General features: G+C 66.1%; 13 protein-coding genes. 5 read left to right on the forward strand and 8 right to left on the reverse strand.

Annotated features, from left to right (window positions below; genetic code table 11):
- Positions 1 to 155 precede the first annotated feature (155 nt).
- Together MK313_RS03065 and MK313_RS03070 are read right to left on the reverse strand one after the other, a co-directional pair.
- Positions 156 to 1,976 carry an SLC13 family permease gene (locus tag MK313_RS03065; protein WP_287780065.1) on the reverse strand — a complete coding sequence of 607 codons (1,821 nt, stop codon included), beginning with the start codon at positions 1,974 to 1,976 and terminating at the stop codon, positions 156 to 158.
- Between the two features lie 109 nt (positions 1,977 to 2,085).
- Entirely contained in the window at positions 2,086 to 3,546 is a 1,461-nt protein-coding gene (locus tag MK313_RS03070; RefSeq protein ID WP_287780066.1) for a TrkH family potassium uptake protein, read from the reverse strand.
- Between the two features lie 205 nt (positions 3,547 to 3,751).
- On the opposite strand from MK313_RS03070, the gene MK313_RS03075 reads away from it, so the two are divergent.
- Together MK313_RS03075 and MK313_RS03080 are read left to right on the forward strand one after the other, a co-directional pair.
- A complete protein-coding gene (locus MK313_RS03075; RefSeq protein WP_287780067.1) occupies positions 3,752 to 5,053 on the forward strand; it encodes an MATE family efflux transporter in 1,302 nt (433 codons plus the stop codon).
- A gap of 189 nt (positions 5,054 to 5,242) precedes the next feature.
- Positions 5,243 to 6,382 (forward strand): TAXI family TRAP transporter solute-binding subunit, encoded by a 1,140-nt coding sequence (locus MK313_RS03080; protein WP_287780068.1) that lies wholly within the window; start codon positions 5,243 to 5,245, stop codon positions 6,380 to 6,382.
- A gap of 16 nt (positions 6,383 to 6,398) precedes the next feature.
- Here MK313_RS03080 and MK313_RS03085 read toward each other — a convergent pair whose 3' ends face one another.
- The gene (locus tag MK313_RS03085) at positions 6,399 to 7,073 is read right to left on the reverse strand and encodes a glutathione S-transferase family protein (RefSeq protein ID WP_121221507.1); all 675 of its coding nucleotides are present in this window, start codon (positions 7,071 to 7,073) and stop codon (positions 6,399 to 6,401) included.
- A 195-nt stretch (positions 7,074 to 7,268) separates the two neighbouring features.
- Here MK313_RS03085 and MK313_RS03090 point away from each other — a divergent pair, with 195 nt between their 5' ends.
- The 3 genes from MK313_RS03090 to MK313_RS03100 all read left to right on the forward strand — a co-directional run bounded on the left by MK313_RS03090 (position 7,269) and on the right by MK313_RS03100 (position 10,107).
- Positions 7,269 to 8,675, forward strand: coding sequence for a leucyl aminopeptidase family protein (locus MK313_RS03090; RefSeq protein ID WP_287780069.1), 1,407 nt, complete (start codon positions 7,269 to 7,271; stop codon positions 8,673 to 8,675).
- 91 nt (positions 8,676 to 8,766) lie between these two features.
- Positions 8,767 to 9,174, forward strand: coding sequence for a MarR family transcriptional regulator (locus MK313_RS03095; protein ID WP_008943051.1), 408 nt, complete (start codon positions 8,767 to 8,769; stop codon positions 9,172 to 9,174).
- Positions 9,175 to 9,177: 3 nt separating this feature from the next.
- Positions 9,178 to 10,107 (forward strand): YihY/virulence factor BrkB family protein, encoded by a 930-nt coding sequence (locus MK313_RS03100; protein ID WP_287780070.1) that lies wholly within the window; start codon positions 9,178 to 9,180, stop codon positions 10,105 to 10,107.
- Here MK313_RS03100 and MK313_RS03105 read toward each other — a convergent pair.
- From MK313_RS03105 to MK313_RS03125, 5 genes are read right to left on the reverse strand one after another with little or no spacing between them, the layout of a single operon-like run.
- On the reverse strand, positions 10,101 to 11,030 hold the full coding sequence (locus tag MK313_RS03105) for a 2-hydroxyacid dehydrogenase (RefSeq protein ID WP_121221513.1): 930 nt from the start codon (positions 11,028 to 11,030) through the stop codon (positions 10,101 to 10,103). The genes MK313_RS03100 and MK313_RS03105 overlap by 7 nt on opposite strands.
- A gap of 31 nt (positions 11,031 to 11,061) precedes the next feature.
- A complete protein-coding gene (locus MK313_RS03110; protein ID WP_287780071.1) occupies positions 11,062 to 12,693 on the reverse strand; it encodes an ABC transporter ATP-binding protein in 1,632 nt (543 codons plus the stop codon).
- An 8-nt stretch (positions 12,694 to 12,701) separates the two neighbouring features.
- Positions 12,702 to 13,829 (reverse strand): ABC transporter permease, encoded by a 1,128-nt coding sequence (locus MK313_RS03115; RefSeq protein ID WP_008943047.1) that lies wholly within the window; start codon positions 13,827 to 13,829, stop codon positions 12,702 to 12,704.
- 4 nt (positions 13,830 to 13,833) lie between these two features.
- Positions 13,834 to 14,955, reverse strand: a complete 1,122-nt coding sequence (locus MK313_RS03120) for a microcin C ABC transporter permease YejB (protein ID WP_008943046.1) — start codon at positions 14,953 to 14,955, stop codon at positions 13,834 to 13,836.
- 20 nt (positions 14,956 to 14,975) lie between these two features.
- Entirely contained in the window at positions 14,976 to 16,826 is a 1,851-nt protein-coding gene (locus MK313_RS03125; protein ID WP_287780072.1) for an extracellular solute-binding protein, read from the reverse strand.
- Between the last annotated feature and the right edge of the window lie 28 nt (positions 16,827 to 16,854).

The following is a 16,854-nucleotide window of genomic DNA, read 5'->3' on the forward strand; positions in this document are numbered from 1 at the left end:
GGCGATGCTGGGTGAGGGGTGATTGCATGGGCGGAGCCGCCCCCTCACCCGCTCGCTGACGCTCGCACCCTCTCCCGCAAGGGGAGAGGGTTTTTCTTTGTCCTTTGCTGACGCCTGCTGAAGCGGGCTTCTCAGGGCGAAAGAGAACTTCCCCCTCACAGCGGCCAGAAGAACAGCAGCGCCGGAATAGCCACGGCGAGGATCAGGACTTCCAGCGGCAGGCCCATGCGCCAGTAATCGCTGAACTTGTAGCCGCCGGGGCCCAGGATCAGCGCGTTGTTCTGGTGGCCGATGGGGGTCAGGAAGGCGCAGGAGGCGGCAATCGCCACCGCCATCAGGAACGGGTCGGGATTGACGTCCAGCGCCTGCGCGACGCTGACGCTGATCGGTGCCATCACCAGCGCGGTCGCGGCATTGTTCATGATGTCGCTGAGGCACATGGTCAGCACCATCAACAGCGTCAGGGTCACCACCGCGGGCGCGCCGAAAGTGGCATGGATCAGCCATTCCGCCAGCAATTCCGCCGCGCCGCTTGTTTCCATCGCGGTGCCGATGGGGATCATCGCGCCCAGCAGCACGATGATCGGCCAGTCCACGCTCTCATAGATCTCCCGCGGCCGGACCGCGCCGAAGGCCACCATAGCCAGCGCTGCGATGCCGAAGGCGACGGGCAAGCCGATCAGCCCGACAGCGGCGGCAGCAACGGCACCGGCGAACAGGCCGACCGTCAGCAGCGCCAGCCGCCGGCTGCCGCCTTGCAGCTTGCGTGGCGCCAGCGGCAGACCGCCCAGCTGCTGAACGATGTCGGGCAGCCGGTCGCTTTCGCCCTGCAGCAGCAGCACGTCGCCGACCTGGAAGCGGAAGGAGCGCAGCCGCCCGCGATAGGGTCGGCCCTGCCGGGAGACCGCCAGCAGATTGACGCTGAACCGGCGGCGCATGCGCATGGAGGCGGGGGTCTGGCCGATCAGCGGCGAATCCTGCGCCACGACTGCTTCCACCAGGGTCATGTCCTGGCGGCGCAGCCGATCCTCGCGCGGTGCCTTCTCGCCCTCAACCTCTTCCTTTTCCTCTTCATCTTCCGGCGTGCCCGGCAGGGTCAGCTTCAGGGCGTCAGCGACCTTGCCGATGGCGTCGGGCGCGGCCTCGACCAGCAGCACGTCGCCGGCATGCAGCACCTCGTCCCGCCGGGCAGCCAGCACGAACCGGTTGCCGCGCGCCAGCCCGATCAGGATGGCGTCGATCTCCTCGATATCCTTTTCCAGCTCCTGGAAGCTGCGGCCAACCACTTTCGACTTCTCGCCGACATTCATTTCGGCAACGTAATTTTCAATGTCGAACAGGTCCATCGAACTGGCCGCCGACCGTCTTTCCTTCGGGATCAGCCGCCAGCCGATTGTGGCGACGAAGGCAATGCCGGCCAGTGCCACCAGCCCGCCCACCGGTGTGAAGTCGAACATGGTGAAGGGACCGTCGCCGCTGTCAGCTCTGTAGGTGGCGATGATGATGTTGGGCGGCGTGCCGATCAGCGTCACCAGCCCGCCCAGGATCGAGGCGAAGGAGAGCGGCATCAGGATCGTCGCCGGGGATCGCTTGGCGTTCAGGGCCGACTGGATGGCCGCCGGCATCATCAGGGCCAGCGCGCCGACATTGTTCATTATTGCCGACAGCAGCGCCGCCAGCCCGGAGAAGGCGGAGATATGGGTGAAGTTGGTGCGCGTCGCCGGCTGGATCGCATTGGTCAGCATGTCCACCACGCCGGAATTGGACAGCGCCCGGCTGATGATCAGCACGGCAGCCACGGTCACGGTGGCCGGATGGCCGAAGCCCATGAAGGCCTCGTCCGCCGGTACCAGCCCCAGCACGGTCGCTACCATGAGTGCCGCGAAGGCGACGATATCGAAGCGCCAGCGGCCCCAGATGAACAGCGCCATCACCACGGTCAGCAGGATGAAGATGCTCGTGACGTCGAAGGTCATGAGGCGTGCGTCCTTCCGGGTTGTACAGCAATCATGGTGCGGCCTCGCGGTCGCGGGCGCAATGGGCGCGGGAATGAGTGAAACGAAGAAAGCGGGGGGTCGGTTGCCGTCAGGCGACCCAGAAACGCCGGCTGAACAGCACCAGCACGGTGAAGAACTCCAGCCGCCCCAGCAGCATGCCGAAGGACAGCAGCCATTTCGCACCATCCTGGATGGTGGCGAAATTGCCTGCCGGGCCGACCACCGGGCCGAGGCCGGGGCCGACATTGCCGATGGCCTGGATGGCGGCGGTGGAGGCGGTCAGCGCATCCAGCCCGAACAGGGTCAGCGCCACCGACAGGGCCACGCAGCTGGCCGCGAACATGAAGATGTACAGCAGCACGGCGCGCGCCAGATCGTCGGTGATCGGCGTGCCGCGATAGAAGGGCACATTCACGCTGTGCGGCAGGATCAGGCTGCGCACATAGCTGCCGAACAGCTTCACCGCAATGTCGAGGCGGAACATCTTGATGCCGCCGGTGGTGGAGCCGGTGCAGCCGCCCACGGTCATCAGCAGGAACATGAACACCACGACATAGCCGCCCCACAGCGAATAATCGTCGGACGCGAAGCCGGTGGTGGTGACGACCGAGGTGACGTTGAAGCTGGCCAGGGTCAGCGCCTCGTCGAAGGGTATGTCCTGGGTCGCTGTCAGCCACAGCGCGATGGACAGGCAGACCAGCACCAGGAACAGCAGAAAGGCACGGACCTGCCGGTCGCGCAGCAGCAGCGTCGGCTTGCCCATGATGGCGCCGATATAGAGCGCGAAGGGCAGCGCGCCGGCGGCCATGAAGATCACGGCGATCCAGTGGATCGACACTTCCTCGAAATAACCGAAGGAGCTGTCATGGGTGGAATAGCCGCCGGTGGACAGCGTCGTCATGGCGTGGTTCACCGCATCGAAGCCGCTCATCCCGGCGGCCCAGTAGGCCAGCAGGCACAGGACCGTCAGGCCCAGATAGACCAGGCCGATGGCGATGCCAAGACGTCCGACCGAGGGCAGGATCTTCTCCGAGGAGGTATCGGAGGATTCGGTCTTGAACAGCTGCATGCCGCCGATGCGCAGGAACGGGAAGATCACCATGCTCATACCGATGATCCCGATGCCGCCCATCCATTGCAGCAGGGAGCGCCAAAGCAACAGGCCCGGCGGTGCCTCGTCCAGCCCGGTCATCACCGTGGAGCCGGTGGTGGTCAGGCCGGACACAGTCTCGAACAGCGCGTCGGCCAGGTCCAGGCGGTAGTCCGACAGCATGAAGGGTAGCGCCGAGAAGAAGGCGCTGGTCACCCAGGCCAGCGTGGTCAGCAGGAAGGCCTGCTGCCTTCGCAGCACCAGCGGCATGCCGCGCGTGGTCAGCACGAGGCTGACACCGACGAAGCCGGTGATGACGGCGGAGGCGAGGAAGCTGGTCCAGTCCCTGTTGCCGTCCGCCAGATCGACGGCGACGGGAATCAGCATGGCGGCGCCCAGAACCGTCAGCAGCCAGCCCAGCACGAACAGGATGGGACGCAGATTGAGAGCAGGGGACAAGAGTCCAGACCCGGCAGTGATCCCGAAGCGGCGGGAGCATCCGCCTGTCCGCTGGAGATTGCAAGCCTGTACTGGGCCGATACGGATGTCGGCGCTAGGCGGGCCGGTCTCCCCGGCGTAGGATCACGACCCTTTTCCGATGCCAGCCAGCGACTCAGCCAGCATGCGCCAGCCAGACCCAGAACCCGCGGGTGCCCCGACCGACATGAACCGCCGCGTCTGGGCGCTGGCCGGGCCGATCATCCTGTCCAACATCACCGTGCCGCTGATCGGCGTGGTCGATACGGCGGTGGTCGGGCATCTGTCCTCGCCGCACTATATCGGTGCGGTCGCGGTCGGCGCGCTGGTGTTCAACTATCTGTTCTGGAGCTTCGGCTTCCTGCGCATGGGCACGACCGGCCTGGCGGCGCAGGCAGCCGGGGCCGGCGATACCGACGAGGTGCGTTCCACCCTGGCGCGCGCGCTTCTGCTGGCAGGATCGCTGGGGCTGGCGGCCATCGCCCTGCAGGTGCCGATCCTCTCGCTGGCCCTGTGGGCAATCGATGCCAGCGCCGATGTCAGCGCGGAGGCCGCCGCCTATTTCGAGATCCGCATCTGGTCGGCGCCGGCGGCGCTCGCCAAATTCGCGCTGATCGGCTGGTTCCTGGCGCTGCAGAAGGCGCGGGTGACGCTGCTCATGCAGGTGGCGATGAATATCGTGAACCTGGTGCTCGACCTGCTGTTCGTGCTGGGCTTCGGCTGGGGCGTGGAAGGCGTCGCCGCGGCCAGCGTGATCGCCGAATATGCCGGGCTGGCGCTCGGCCTCCTCGTCATGCGCCGGCTGCTGGCGGAAATGGGCGGCAGTTTCCGCCGCACCCTCATCCTCGATGCCGTGCGGCTCAGGCAGATGGTGAAGGTGAACCGCGACATCTTCATCCGTACGCTATGCCTGCTGACCGCCTTCGGCTATTTCACCGCCAAGGGCGCGTCGATGGGCGATATCACGCTCGCCGCCAACGCCATCATGCTGCAGTTCCAGTCGATCATGGCCTATGCGCTGGATGCCTTCGCCCATGCCGCCGAGGTGCTGGTCGGCCGTGCCGTCGGCAGCCGCGACCGGGCGGAGGTGCGCCGCGCGGTACGCACCTGTTTCCTGTGGGCGCTGATCTTCGCCGTGCTGTTCGCGCTGGCCTGGCTGGCCGTGGGGCCGGCGCTGGTGCGTGTGCTGACCGGCATCGAGGCGGTCCGGCTGGCTGCCTATGCCCTGCTGCCCTGGGCCATCGCGGCGCCGCTGCTGTCGGTCTGGGGCTATACCTTCGACGGTATCTTCCTGGGCGCCACGCGCACGGTGGAAGTGCGCAATGCGATGATCGCCTGCCTCGTGCTGTGTGTGGCGCTGGGGGAGGCGCTGATCCCGCTCTGGGGCAATACCGGCCTGTGGGTCGCCTTCATGGGCTTCCAGGTGGCGCGGGGGGTGACGATGGCGCTCTATTACCCGCGCGTCGAACGAGCGATTACACAGGCTTAGAGAGGATGCGGCGTTTTGGCGCGGATAGCAGGCTGGCTTTTGTCAGCATTCCTGACAATTGGTCTCTCTGTTAAGCCTTTTTTATCGAAGCCCGCCATATCCTCGTCACGGATTGGAAATGTAATGGCACAGCCCGTGCTGTGCCAGTTGAGGCATTTCACCGGGGCGAGGATACGGAGAACCCCCGTTATGGACCGCATGCCAGAGACCGACCGGACGATTGCCAGCCCCCGCAGCGCGCGCGGGTGGGTCTCGACGCGTGTGTTCCGGCTAACCGGGTTCGGACTGCTCGGCCTGCTCGCCGTCGGTCTGGTGACACTGGCGGCCAGCGCCTTCCTGTTCGGTGCCGGCGATTCCGTGCGGGCGCAGGAGGCCAAGTTCTTCCGCATCGCCACTGGCTGGACGGGCGGCTCCTATTTCCCGATCGGCACCTCCATTGCCAATGTGATCAGCAGCCCGCCAGGCGCGCGGCCATGCGACCGGGGCGGCAGCTGTGGCGTGCCCGGCCTGATCGCGCTGGCCAAGACGACCGGCGGCTCGGTGGAGAATGTCCGGCAGATCGCCAAGGGCGAGGTCGAATCCGGCCTCAGCCAGGCCGATATCGCCTATGCCGCGCTGAACGGCACCGGCATCTTCAAGGGCGAGAAGGGCGGTGAGAAGCTGCGCGCCATCGCCAGCCTGTATCACGAGACAGTGCATCTGGTGGTGCGTGCCGATTCCGGTATCGAAACGATCAAGGATCTGCGCGGCAAGCGCGTCTCGCTGGGCGAGAAGGGCTCGGGCACGCTGGTGGACAGCCTGATCCTGCTGAAGGCGCATGGGCTGACCGAAAAGAGCGTGAAACCGGTCTATCTGCAGCCGGGTGCCTCGGTTGACCGGCTGGTCGAGGGCGAGATCGATGCGCTGTTCCTGATTGCCGGGGCCCCTGCCGCGGCGATTGCCGAGCTGGCGGGCCGGATTCCGGTGCGCCTCGTGCCGCTGGCCGGCCCGGCGGTGGAGAAGGTGCTGAAGGACTACCCGTTCTTCAAGGCCGGCACGATCCCGGCGGAGGCCTATGAGGGGCTGCCGGCCACGGAGACGCTGACCGTTGCCGCGCTGTGGCTGGTCTCGGCGGAGGTCGAGGCGGACCTCGTCTACCAGATCACCCGCGCGCTCTGGCACGAGAATTCGCGCGCGACGCTGGACCGTGGCCATGCGGCCGGGAAACTCATCCGGCTTGAAAGCGCGCTGGAGGGCGTGCCGGTGCCTTTGCATCCGGGTGCGGAGCGCTTCTACCGCGAGGCGGGCCGCCTGCCGGCGGATGCGGAAGCCGCCCCCCGCACCCAGTAAGCGGTCTTAGTCTCCGTCAGGCGACTTCCTGCTCGATCATCCAGGGTTCTTTCTTCGCGGCTGCGATCCAGGCCTGCATCTCCGGCATGTCCAGAATGGTCTGGCAATAGGCCTGGGCATCCTCGCCGATTTCCGGCCGGTAGGTGTTGAAACGCAGCACGACCGGCGCGTACATCGCATCGGCAATCGTGAAATGGCTGAACAGGAAGCCGGTATCGCTTCCGAAACGACGGCGGCAATCGCGCCAGATTGCGCTGATGCGGTTGATATCCTCCCGCACGCCCGGCGCCATGCCTCGGTCCGGCATTGTTTCGCGCGCATCCATCGGCATGTTCCGCCGCAGCGCCGCGAAGCCGGAATGCATTTCCGTCGAGACAGCGCGCGCCACGGCGCGGGCCGCCGGATCGGCCGGCCACAGCTTCGCGTCAGGATAGGTTTCCGCCAGATATTCGCAGATCGCCAGGCTGTCCCAGATGGCGAGATCGCCGCGCTTCAGCACCGGCACCTGGCCGGAGGGGGAATGGCGCAGGATCTGTTCCTTGCTGTTCGCCTGGTCGAGGGGAATCAGCTCCTCGGTGAAATCCTCACCGGTCATTTTCAGCGCCAGCCAGGCGCGCAGCGACCAGGAGGAATAATTCTTGTTGCCGATGACGAGCGTGATATCGCCGCCAAGCTCCGTGCTGTTGCTCATTCCTCTGCTCCCCTCTCGCTCCCCGGCCTTGCGGCCAGGCTTTTCCACTAACCGTGCCGTCATATGGCGGCCAAGGCAATCTTCATCCCGCACGGCCCTGCGCCTGGTATGGCGCCGCCGCATCGTTAACGCTTTGCAGGCGGCGCGGTTCGCGCCATCCTTGCGGCCGATTTTTCTCAAGCCGGGAGAACCGACGTGCCGAGCTGTTTTGCCAACCGTGCCAATGCCGATACCCGCATCCTGCTGCCGGTCTTCACCAAGGACTACAAGGCGTGGCTCAAGAAGCAGCCCGCCGGGTGGCAGGACTGGCTGGCGGCAACCGGCTTCAAGGGCGAAGCCGGCGAGGTCGGTTTCCTCCCCCCCATTGATGGGCACGCCATAAATGGGCAAGAAGGCCGTGCGGCGCAAGTCGTGATCGCCGTCGAAGCGCCCTGGACGGTCTGGTCGCTGGCGGGCCTGCCGTCCAGCCTGCCCGCCGGGCGCTACCGGCTGGAGGCCGATCTGGCGCCGGATGAGGCAACCCGCCTGGCACTCGGCTGGGCGCTGGGCTGCTACCGTTTCGCTCGCTACCGCAAGAATGATCGCGTGGTGCCGGAGCTGGTTTGGCCGGCGGGTGCGGACCGCAAGCGGGTCGAGAGCGCGGCCGCCGCCATATCGGAAGTGCGCGATCTGGTGAACACGCCGGCGGGCGATCTGGGGCCGGAGCAGCTTGCCGAGGCGGCGCTCGCTCTCGCCGGCAGCTTCAAGGCCAAGGCGAAGGTGACGGTCGGCGAGGCGCTGCTGAAGCATAATTACCCGGCCATCCACACCGTGGGGCGGGCCGCTGCGCAGGAACCAAGGCTGATCGATTTCAGCTGGGGCGCCAAGGGCGATCCGAAGATCACGCTGGTCGGCAAGGGCGTCTGCTTCGATACCGGCGGTCTGGACCTGAAGCCGTCCAGCGGCATGCTGATGATGAAGAAGGATATGGGCGGTGCGGCGCAGGCGCTGGGTCTGGCGCGCATGATCATGGCGGCCGGGCTGAAGGTGCGGCTGCGCGTGCTGATCCCGGCGGTGGAGAACGCGGTCTCCGGTAACGCCTTCCACCCAATGGATATAATCCGGATGCGCAACGGTCTCAGTGTCGAGGTTGGCAACACCGATGCGGAAGGCCGTCTGATCCTGGCCGACGCCCTGGCCGAGGCGGATTCGGAGAAGCCCGAACTGCTGATCGACTTCGCCACCCTGACCGGCGCCGCCCGGGTGGCGCTGGGACCGGACCTGCCGGCCTTCTACTGCAATGACGAGGCGACGGCGAAAGGATTGCTGGAAGCGTCGGAGGAGGAGGCCGATCCGTTCTGGCGACTGCCGTTGTACCAACCCTACAAGCGCATGCTGAAGAACAAGATCGCCGATCTGTCCTCGACCGGCAGCGGCGGCTTTGCCGGCTCGATCACGGCAGCGCTGTTCCTTCAGCATTTCGTATCCGAGACGACCCCCTGGGTGCATTTCGACGTCTATGCCTGGAACCCGTCCGACCGGCCGGGCCGGCCGGAAGGCGGCGAAGCGCAGACGATCCGGGCAGTTTTCGCCTATCTGGCCGGCAGGTACGGCGCGGCATAGGGTATATCGCCAAGATTTCATTTTGCGGTTCGGCCAAGAGAGGCTATTCTTCGGTACGTTATCGTAACGATAGGACGGTCTCCGCGCCGATATGACGATCACGCAGACACAGGCTCTCGACCTCTGGCGCCGCGCTCTCCTGGAGAGTGTGCGGGCGGATGCGCCTGACCTGTCGTCGCGCCAGATGGCCATCCTGCTGACTGTCTATCTGACACCGCCGCCGCACACGGTGCGCGGCCTTGCCCAGACCCTGAACATCTCCAAGCCGGCGGTGACGCGCGCCCTGGACCGGCTGGGCGAGCTTGGCCTGCTGAAGCGGCGGCCCGACGAGACCGACCGCCGCAGCGTGCTGGTGCAGCGCACGGTGAAGGGTTCGGTCTTCCTGTCGGACTTTGCCGGGCAGGTGATGGAGGCGGCCCAGCAGGCCGCCAGCGGCGGCATGGAGCCGCCCGTCACCGCGGCCGGCCTGGGCCAGGCAGCGGCGAGCCTGCCGCATTAGCGCGTGAAAGAGCAGTCCGCCCAGCCCAAAACCTGGCGCGACCGTCCCCTGTTCCGGCGCCTTCAGTCTATCTCCGCCCTGCCGGTCGATACCGCGCGCCGCTTCCTGCAGCATGACGGAATGGTCCGCGCGAGCGCGATCTCCTTCAGCAGCCTGTTCGCGCTGTTTCCCTTCCTGATCTTCCTCACCGCCGTGGCCGGCGCGCTGGGCAACAATGCCGAGGCGTTGAATTTCGTCTCGCTGAGCCTCGCCAATTTGCCATCCGAGGTGGCCGATACGCTGCGCCCGGTGATTACCGAGGTGGTGGGCGGCAACAAGGGCGGCATCCTGACACTGTCCATGCTGGCAACACTGTGGACGGCGGGATCGGGCGTCGAGGCGCTGCGTGACGCGCTGAACAGCGCCTATGACGTGGAGGCGCCGCGCTCCTTCCTGCTGCGGCGGTTGCAGGGGGCGATCATCGTGATCGCGGCGGCTCTGGTCATCCTGTTCACCATGAGCGGCGTGGTCTTCCTGCCGCTGCTGTGGGAGCCGCTGACCAGCTGGCTGGATTTGCGCGATGTCAGCCTGTTCGCCGTCGGTACGGTGCAGGGTGTTGTCGCCATCCTGCTGGTGCTGACCGGCGTGACGCTGCTCTACCGGTTCCTGCCGAACGTGCCGCAGCGCCTCGCCGATGTGGTGCCCGGCATGTTGCTGGCGGGGCTCTTGTGGTTCGCCCTGCTGTTCGGCTTTTCCTGGTACCTGTCCAGCTTCGGGCGTTTCGCCGTGGTCTATGGCAGCCTGGGCGGAATCGTCATCACCCTGCTGTTCTTCTATCTGTCGGCGGCGACGCTGATCCTTGGCGCGGAGCTGAATGCCGCGATCCGCATCCGCCGCCTGGCGCGGCAGAGTGCGCTGGCGGCGGCGGCACGGGAGGAAGAAGAGGATCAGTAGCCGGCGCTGCGGTCCACTACATAGGCCGGCGGCTGGCCGGCTCGGGTGCGCAGGATATTGTCGGCAACCTGCTTGGCGCCGGTGCGCGGGTTGGTCAGCGCCGCCGCGTGCGGCGTGACCAGCACCTTCGGGTGCGTCCAGTAGGGGTGGCTGGAAGGCAGCGGCTCCTCGCGGAACACATCCAGCGCCGCCCCGGCGATATGGCCGGAATCGAGGGCGGCGATCAGGTCCTCATCCACCACATGCTTGCCGCGCGCGGAATTCACGATGAAGGCGCCTGCCGGCAGGGTCGCCAGCAGCTTCGCATCGATGATGTTCTCGGTCTGCGGCGTCAGCGGCAGCAGGCAGCACAGAATGTCGGTGCGCTTCAGGAACGGCTCCAGCCCGTCCTGGCCGCTATGGCATTCCACACCCTGGATCTGCTTCGGCGTGCGGCTCCAGCCGGCGGTCGGGAAGCCCAGCGCGGCGATCTTCTTCGCCGCATCCTCGCCCAGCGAGCCGAGGCCCAGAATGCCGACGCGGCGCTTGGCGGTATCCGGGAAGGGCAGCGTGTCCCACTTCTTCTCCGCCTGCTGGCGGGCATAGATGTCGCCCTGGCGGTGGAAGCGCAGCACCTGCAGCAGCACATACTCGCTCATCGCCTGCGCCATCCAGGGATCGACCAGGCGGGTGATCGCCACTCCCTCCGGCAGGTCGGGATCGCGGAAGATGTGATCGACACCGGCGCCCAGCGAGGCGATGCAGCGCAGATTCGGGAATTTGTGGAACTCGCCGGCGGGCATGCCCCAGACCAGCGCGAAGTCGATATCGGCGGGATCGCCGTAATCCGGCCAGACCCTGAAGTCGAGATCGGGGATATGGGCCCGCAGCTCCTTTTCCCAGCGTGCCGCGGAATCCGAATTCGACTTGAACAACAGCGCCATGATCCAATGCCCCTGATCCGTAAGAAGTTGTTCAGGTCTTTAACACGTCCCCCTCTACCGCTTCCAGATCGAAGGCGGCTTTCAGCAGCGCTTTCGTATAGGCTTCGCGCGGTGTCTCGAAAATTGCTTCGGCCGGCCCGGTTTCCACTGCCTTGCCGTTGCGCAGCACGATGACCCGGTGCGCCATGGCGCGCATCACCCGCAGATCATGGCTGATGAACAGATAGGCCAGCCGGTGGCGTTCCTGCAGCCCGCGCAGCAGATCGACGATCTGGCCCTGCACGCTCATGTCCAGCGCGCTGGTCGGCTCGTCCAGCACCACCAGGCGCGGCTTCAGCACCATAGCGCGCGCGATGGCAATGCGCTGGCGCTGCCCACCGGAAAATTCGTGCGGATAGCGGTGCCGCCAGGCCGGGTCGAGGCCAACTTCCTCCAGCGCCTGGCAGATCATGCGTTCGCGCTCGGCCGCGTTATCGGCCAGCCGGTGCACCGACAACCCCTCGCCGACGATCTCGGCGACCGACAGGCGCGGGCTGAGTGCGGAGAACGGGTCCTGGAAGACGATCTGCATCTCCCGCCGCAGCGGGCGCATCCCGGCATTGCCCTGTCCGGCGATATCCTGCCCCTTGAAGCGGATGGCGCCCTGGCTGCGCTCCAGCCGCAGCAGCGCCAGCCCCAGCGTGGTCTTGCCGGAGCCGGATTCGCCGACCAGCCCCAGCGTCTCGCCTTCCCGGATATCGAGATCGACGCCGTCCACCGCCTTCACATGGCCGACGGTCCGGCGCAGCAGCCCGCGCTTCACCGGGAACCAGACGCGGATATCCCGCCCTTCCAGCACCAGCGGCGCGCCGTCGGGCACCGGCGGCGGCGCGCCCTTCGGCACGGCACCCATCAGCTTCCTTGTGTAGGCGTGTTGTGGATCGTCGAACACGCTGGCGACCGGCCCTTCCTCGACCACCTCGCCTTGCGTCATCACATAGACCCGGTCGGCGATCTTGCGCACCACGTCAAGGTCATGGGTGATAAACAGCATCGACATGCCGGTCTCGCGCTGCAGCTTCTTCAGCAGCGCCAGAATCTGGGCCTGGATGGTGACATCCAGCGCAGTCGTCGGCTCGTCGGCGATCAGGAGCTTCGGCTCGTTCGCCAGCGCCATGGCGATCATTACGCGCTGGCGCTGCCCGCCGGACAGCTGGTGCGGGTAGCTGGCCAGCCGCTCCTCCGCGCGGTCGAGGCCGACCTGGCGCAGCAGCTCCAGCGTGCGCAGCCGGGCGGCGTCGCGCGTCAGGCCGCGATGCACGAACAGGATTTCGCCGATCTGCTTTTCCACCGTGTGCAGCGGATTGAGCGAGGTCATCGGCTCCTGGAAGATGATCGAAATGTCGTTGCCGCGCACCCGGCGCAGCGCCGCCTGGTCCTGGCCCAGCAGCTCTACCCCGTCGAAGCGGATGCTGCCGCCGGGATGCTGCGCCACCGGATAGGGCAGCAGCTGCAGGATCGACAGGGCGGAGACCGACTTGCCGGAGCCGGATTCGCCGACCAGCGCCACCGTCTCGCCCTGGCCGATCTCGAAGGAAATGTGCTTCACCGCCTGCACCCGGCGGCCCTGCACGGCGAAATCGACCGACAGGTTATGTACTTGGAGCAAGGGTTTCTCGGTCATCGCTCCCGTCATCGCAGGGTCTTCCGCGGGTCGAAGGCATCGCGCACCGCCTCGCCGACGAAGATCAGCAGGCTCAGCATCACCGCCAGCACCATGAAGCCGGTGATGCCGAGCCAGGGCGCCTGCAAATTCGCCTTGCCCTGTGCCAGCAGCTCGCCCAGCGAGGCCGATCCCGGCGGCAGGCCGAAGCCCAGGAAGTCCAGCGAGGTCAGCGTGGTGATCGAGCCGTTCAGGATGAAGGGCATGAAGGTCAGTGTGGCCACCATGGCGTTGGGCAGCATGTGGCGGATCATGATGACGGCGTTCGATACACCCAGTGCGCGGGCGGCGCGGATATAGTCGAAATTGCGCGCGCGCAGGAATTCGGCGCGCACTACGCCGACCAGCGCCATCCAGGAAAAGGCCAGCATCAGGATCAGTAGCCACCAGAAGTTCGGCTCCACCACGCTGGCCAGGATGATCAGCAGATAGAGTACCGGCAGGCCCGACCAGATTTCGATGAAGCGCTGGAAGATCAGGTCCAGCCAGCCGCCGAAGAAGCCCTGCACCGCGCCGGCGGCAATACCGATCAGCGAGCTGAACAGGGTCAGGGTCAGGCCGAACAGCACGGAAAGGCGGAAGCCATAGATCAGCCGGGCCGCCACGTCGCGCGCCTGATCGTCGGTGCCGAGCCAGTGCCTGGCGTCCGGCGGCGAGGGCGCGGGGCCGGGCAGGTCGGTCGCGACCGTGTCATAGCTGTAGGGGATCAGCGGCCAGATCGCCCAGCCCTTCTCCTCGATCAGCGCCATCACTTCGGGGTCGGTGTAGTCCGCCTCGGTCGGGAAGAAGCCGCCAAAGGTGGTTTCCGGGTAGGCCTTCACCACCGGCGCATACAGACCGCCATCGTAATAGACCAGGATCGGCCGGTCGTTGGCGATGAACTCGGCGAACAGGCTGACGAAGAACAGGAAGAGGAAGATCCACAAGGACCAGAAACCGCGCCGGTTGGCCCGGAAATTCTGCAGCCGCCGCCGCGTCAGCGGGGTGATGCGCAGCCCCAGGAAACGGTCCTGGGGGGTGGCGATGACGGGCGCGAAGCCGGTGCCGCCAGGGGCGCTGCCAGGAGTGCTGCCAGGAGTGCTGGGGGTATCGGTCATCGCCCTAGACCTCCCGGCTCTCGAAATCGATGCGCGGGTCGATGGCGACATACATCAGGTCGCCCACCAGGTTCAGCAGCAGCCCCAGCAGGGTGAAGAAATACAGCGTGCCGAACATGATCGGATAGTCGCGGTTGATCGCCGCCTCGAAGCCCAGCAGCCCCAGCCCGTCCAGCGAGAAGATCACCTCGATCAGCAGCGCGCCGGTGAACAGGATGCCGATGAAGGCGCTGGGAAAGCCGGCGACCACGATCAGCATGGCGTTGCGGAACACATGGCCGTACAGCACGCGGTTCTCGGTCAGTCCCTTGGCCCGCGCGGTCATGACGTATTGCTTGTTGATTTCCTCCAGGAAGGAGTTCTTGGTCAGCATGGTCAGGCCGGCGAAGCCGCCAATGACCATGGCGGTGATCGGCAGCACCAGATGCCAGAAATAATCGACGATGCGGGCCGGCCAGGACAGCTGCTCCCAGTTGGCGCTGGTCAGGCCGCGCAAGGGGAACCAGTCGAGGAAGCTGCCGCCGGCGAACAGTACCACCAGCAGAATGGCGAACAGGAAGCCGGGGATGGCGTAGCCGACAATGACCACGGCGGAGGTCCAGACATCGAAGGCGCTGCCGTCGCGCACCGCCTTTCGCACGCCGAGCGGGATGGAGATCAGATAGACCAGCAGCGTCGTCCACAGCCCGAGAGAGATTGACACCGGCATCTTGTCCAGCACCAGATCGACGACGCGCTGGTTGCGGAAGAAGCTCTCGCCGAAATCGAAGGCGAGATAATTGCCGATCATCAGCGTGAAGCGTTCCAGCGGCGGTTTGTCGAAGCCGAACTGGCGCTCCAGATCCTTGATGAGTTCGGGCGGCAGGCCGCGCGCGCCGCGATACTGGCTGGCGGACTCGTCGCCGCTGCGGCTGGAGGACCGCGACTCGGTGCCGCCGCCAGGTGCCTGCTCGCCGCCACCGCCGGTGATGCGCGCCGTGGCATCCACCGCCGTGCCCCGGATCTCCGCGATCATGCGTTCGACCGGCCCGCCGGGGGCGGCCTGCACGATGACGAAGTTCAGCACCATGATCCCGAACAGGGTCGGGACGATCAGCAGCAGGCGGCGGACGATATAGGCCAGCACGGGGCGCTACCGGTTTCCGGTCAGTTGCTGGACCGGCGGCGGAAGGCGTTCACCTTCTCCGCCTTGGCCGGGTCGATCCACCAGGTGTCGCTGAAGCCCAGCGCGTATTTCGGCGTGATGTCGGGCTGTGCGAACTTGTCCCAATAGACAGTGCGGAAGGCGCGGATATGCCAGTGCGGCACCACGTAATGGCCCCACAGCAGCACCCGGTCCAGCGCGCGGGTGCGGGCGATCAGGCTGTCGCGGTCCGGCGCCTGGATCACCATGTCGATCAGCTGGTCGATCACCGGATCGGCGATGCCGGCGGTGTTTCGGCTGCCTTGCTCGTCGCGGCGGCTGGAGCCCCAGAAATCGCGCTGCTCGTTACCGGGCGACAGCGATTGGCCCCAGACATCGACGGTCATGTCGAAATCGAAGCCATCGATGCGGTTCTGGTACTGCGCAGTGTCCACCGTGCGCACGCTGGCCTCGATGCCCAGCCGCTCCAGATTCTTCGCATAGGGCAGGGCAATCCGCTCGAAGGTCGGGCTGGAGAGCAGGATTTCGAAGGCGAAGGGCTCGCCCGCCGCATTCACCAGCTTGCCACCCTTCACCTGCCAGCCGGCGGATTGCAGCAGCTCCAGCGCCTTGCGCAGATTGGCGCGGTTGTTGCCCGACCCGTCGGTGGTGGGGTTCTTGTATTCGGTGGTGAAGACCTCGTCTGGAATCTTGCCGCGGAACTGTTCCAGGATCTTCAGCTCCTCCCCTTCCGGCAGGCCGCGCGAGGCCAGCTCCGAATTGGAGAAATAGCTCTCGGTCCTGGTGTAGGCGCCGTAGAACAGCGCCTTGTTCGACCATTCGAAGTCGAAGGCGTAATTCATTGCCAGGCGCACGCGCGGGTCGCTGAAGATCGGGCGGCGGGTGTTCATCGCGAAGCCCTGCATGCCGGTCGGCAGCTCGTGGGGGATTTCGCGCTGTACCGCCAGCCCTTGGCGCTGGGCCGGGAAATCATAGGCGGTCGCCCATTCCTTGGCGCTGTTCTCCAGCCGGAAATCGTAGGCGCCAGCCTTGAAGGCCTCGATGGCGACGGTGGCGTCGCGGTAATAGTCGTAGCGGATGCGGTCGTAATTGTAGCGGCCGCGCATGATCGGCAGATCCTTGGCCCAGTAGTCCGCCACCCGCTCATAGGTGATGGTGCGGCCGGGCTCGAAGCTGGCCACCTTGTAGGGGCCGCTGCCGGTGATCGGCTCCAGCGAGGTGCGGTCGAACTCCTTATCGGCGAAGTAGTGCTTCGGCAGCACCGGCATCTGCCCGATGATCAGCGGCAGCTCCATATTCACCGTGTCGCCGAAGCTGAACCGCACCTTGCGCTCGCCCAGCGCCTCGGCCTTCAGCACATCGGCGTAATAGGCCCGGTAGAAGGGGGCGCCCTTGGCCTTCAGCGTCTCGAAGCTCCACACCACATCCTCTGCCGTGACCGGCTTGCCGTCGTGGAAGCGGGCTTCCGGCCGCAGCGTGAAGGCGACCCATTTGCGGTCGGCCGGCAGCTCGATGCTTTCCGCCAGCAGGCCATATTCGGTGAAGGCCTCGTCCGAGCTGCTCTGCAGCAGCGTGTCGAAGGTCAGCCCGAGCGCCGCCGCCGAGACGCCGCGCAGGATGAAGGGGTTCAGGCTGTCGAAGGTGCCGATGGCGGCCTGAATGACCTCGCCGCCCTTCGGCGCGTCCGGGTTCACATACTCGAAATGTTTGAAGTCCGCCGGGTATTTCGGCGTGCCATGCAGGATCAGCGCGTGGCTGGTCGTCACCTCCTGCGCCGTGGCCGGTACCGTCAGGGCGGGCAGCGCCAGAAAGGACAGCAGCAGGAGCAGGAAGCGGGCGAGCGTCTGTCGCATGGGCTTTTCGTGTCTCCTCTCCGAAGGC

Source organism: Oceanibaculum sp., from assembly GCF_022449305.1.
GTDB classification, from domain to species: Bacteria; Pseudomonadota; Alphaproteobacteria; order Oceanibaculales; family Oceanibaculaceae; genus Oceanibaculum; species Oceanibaculum indicum.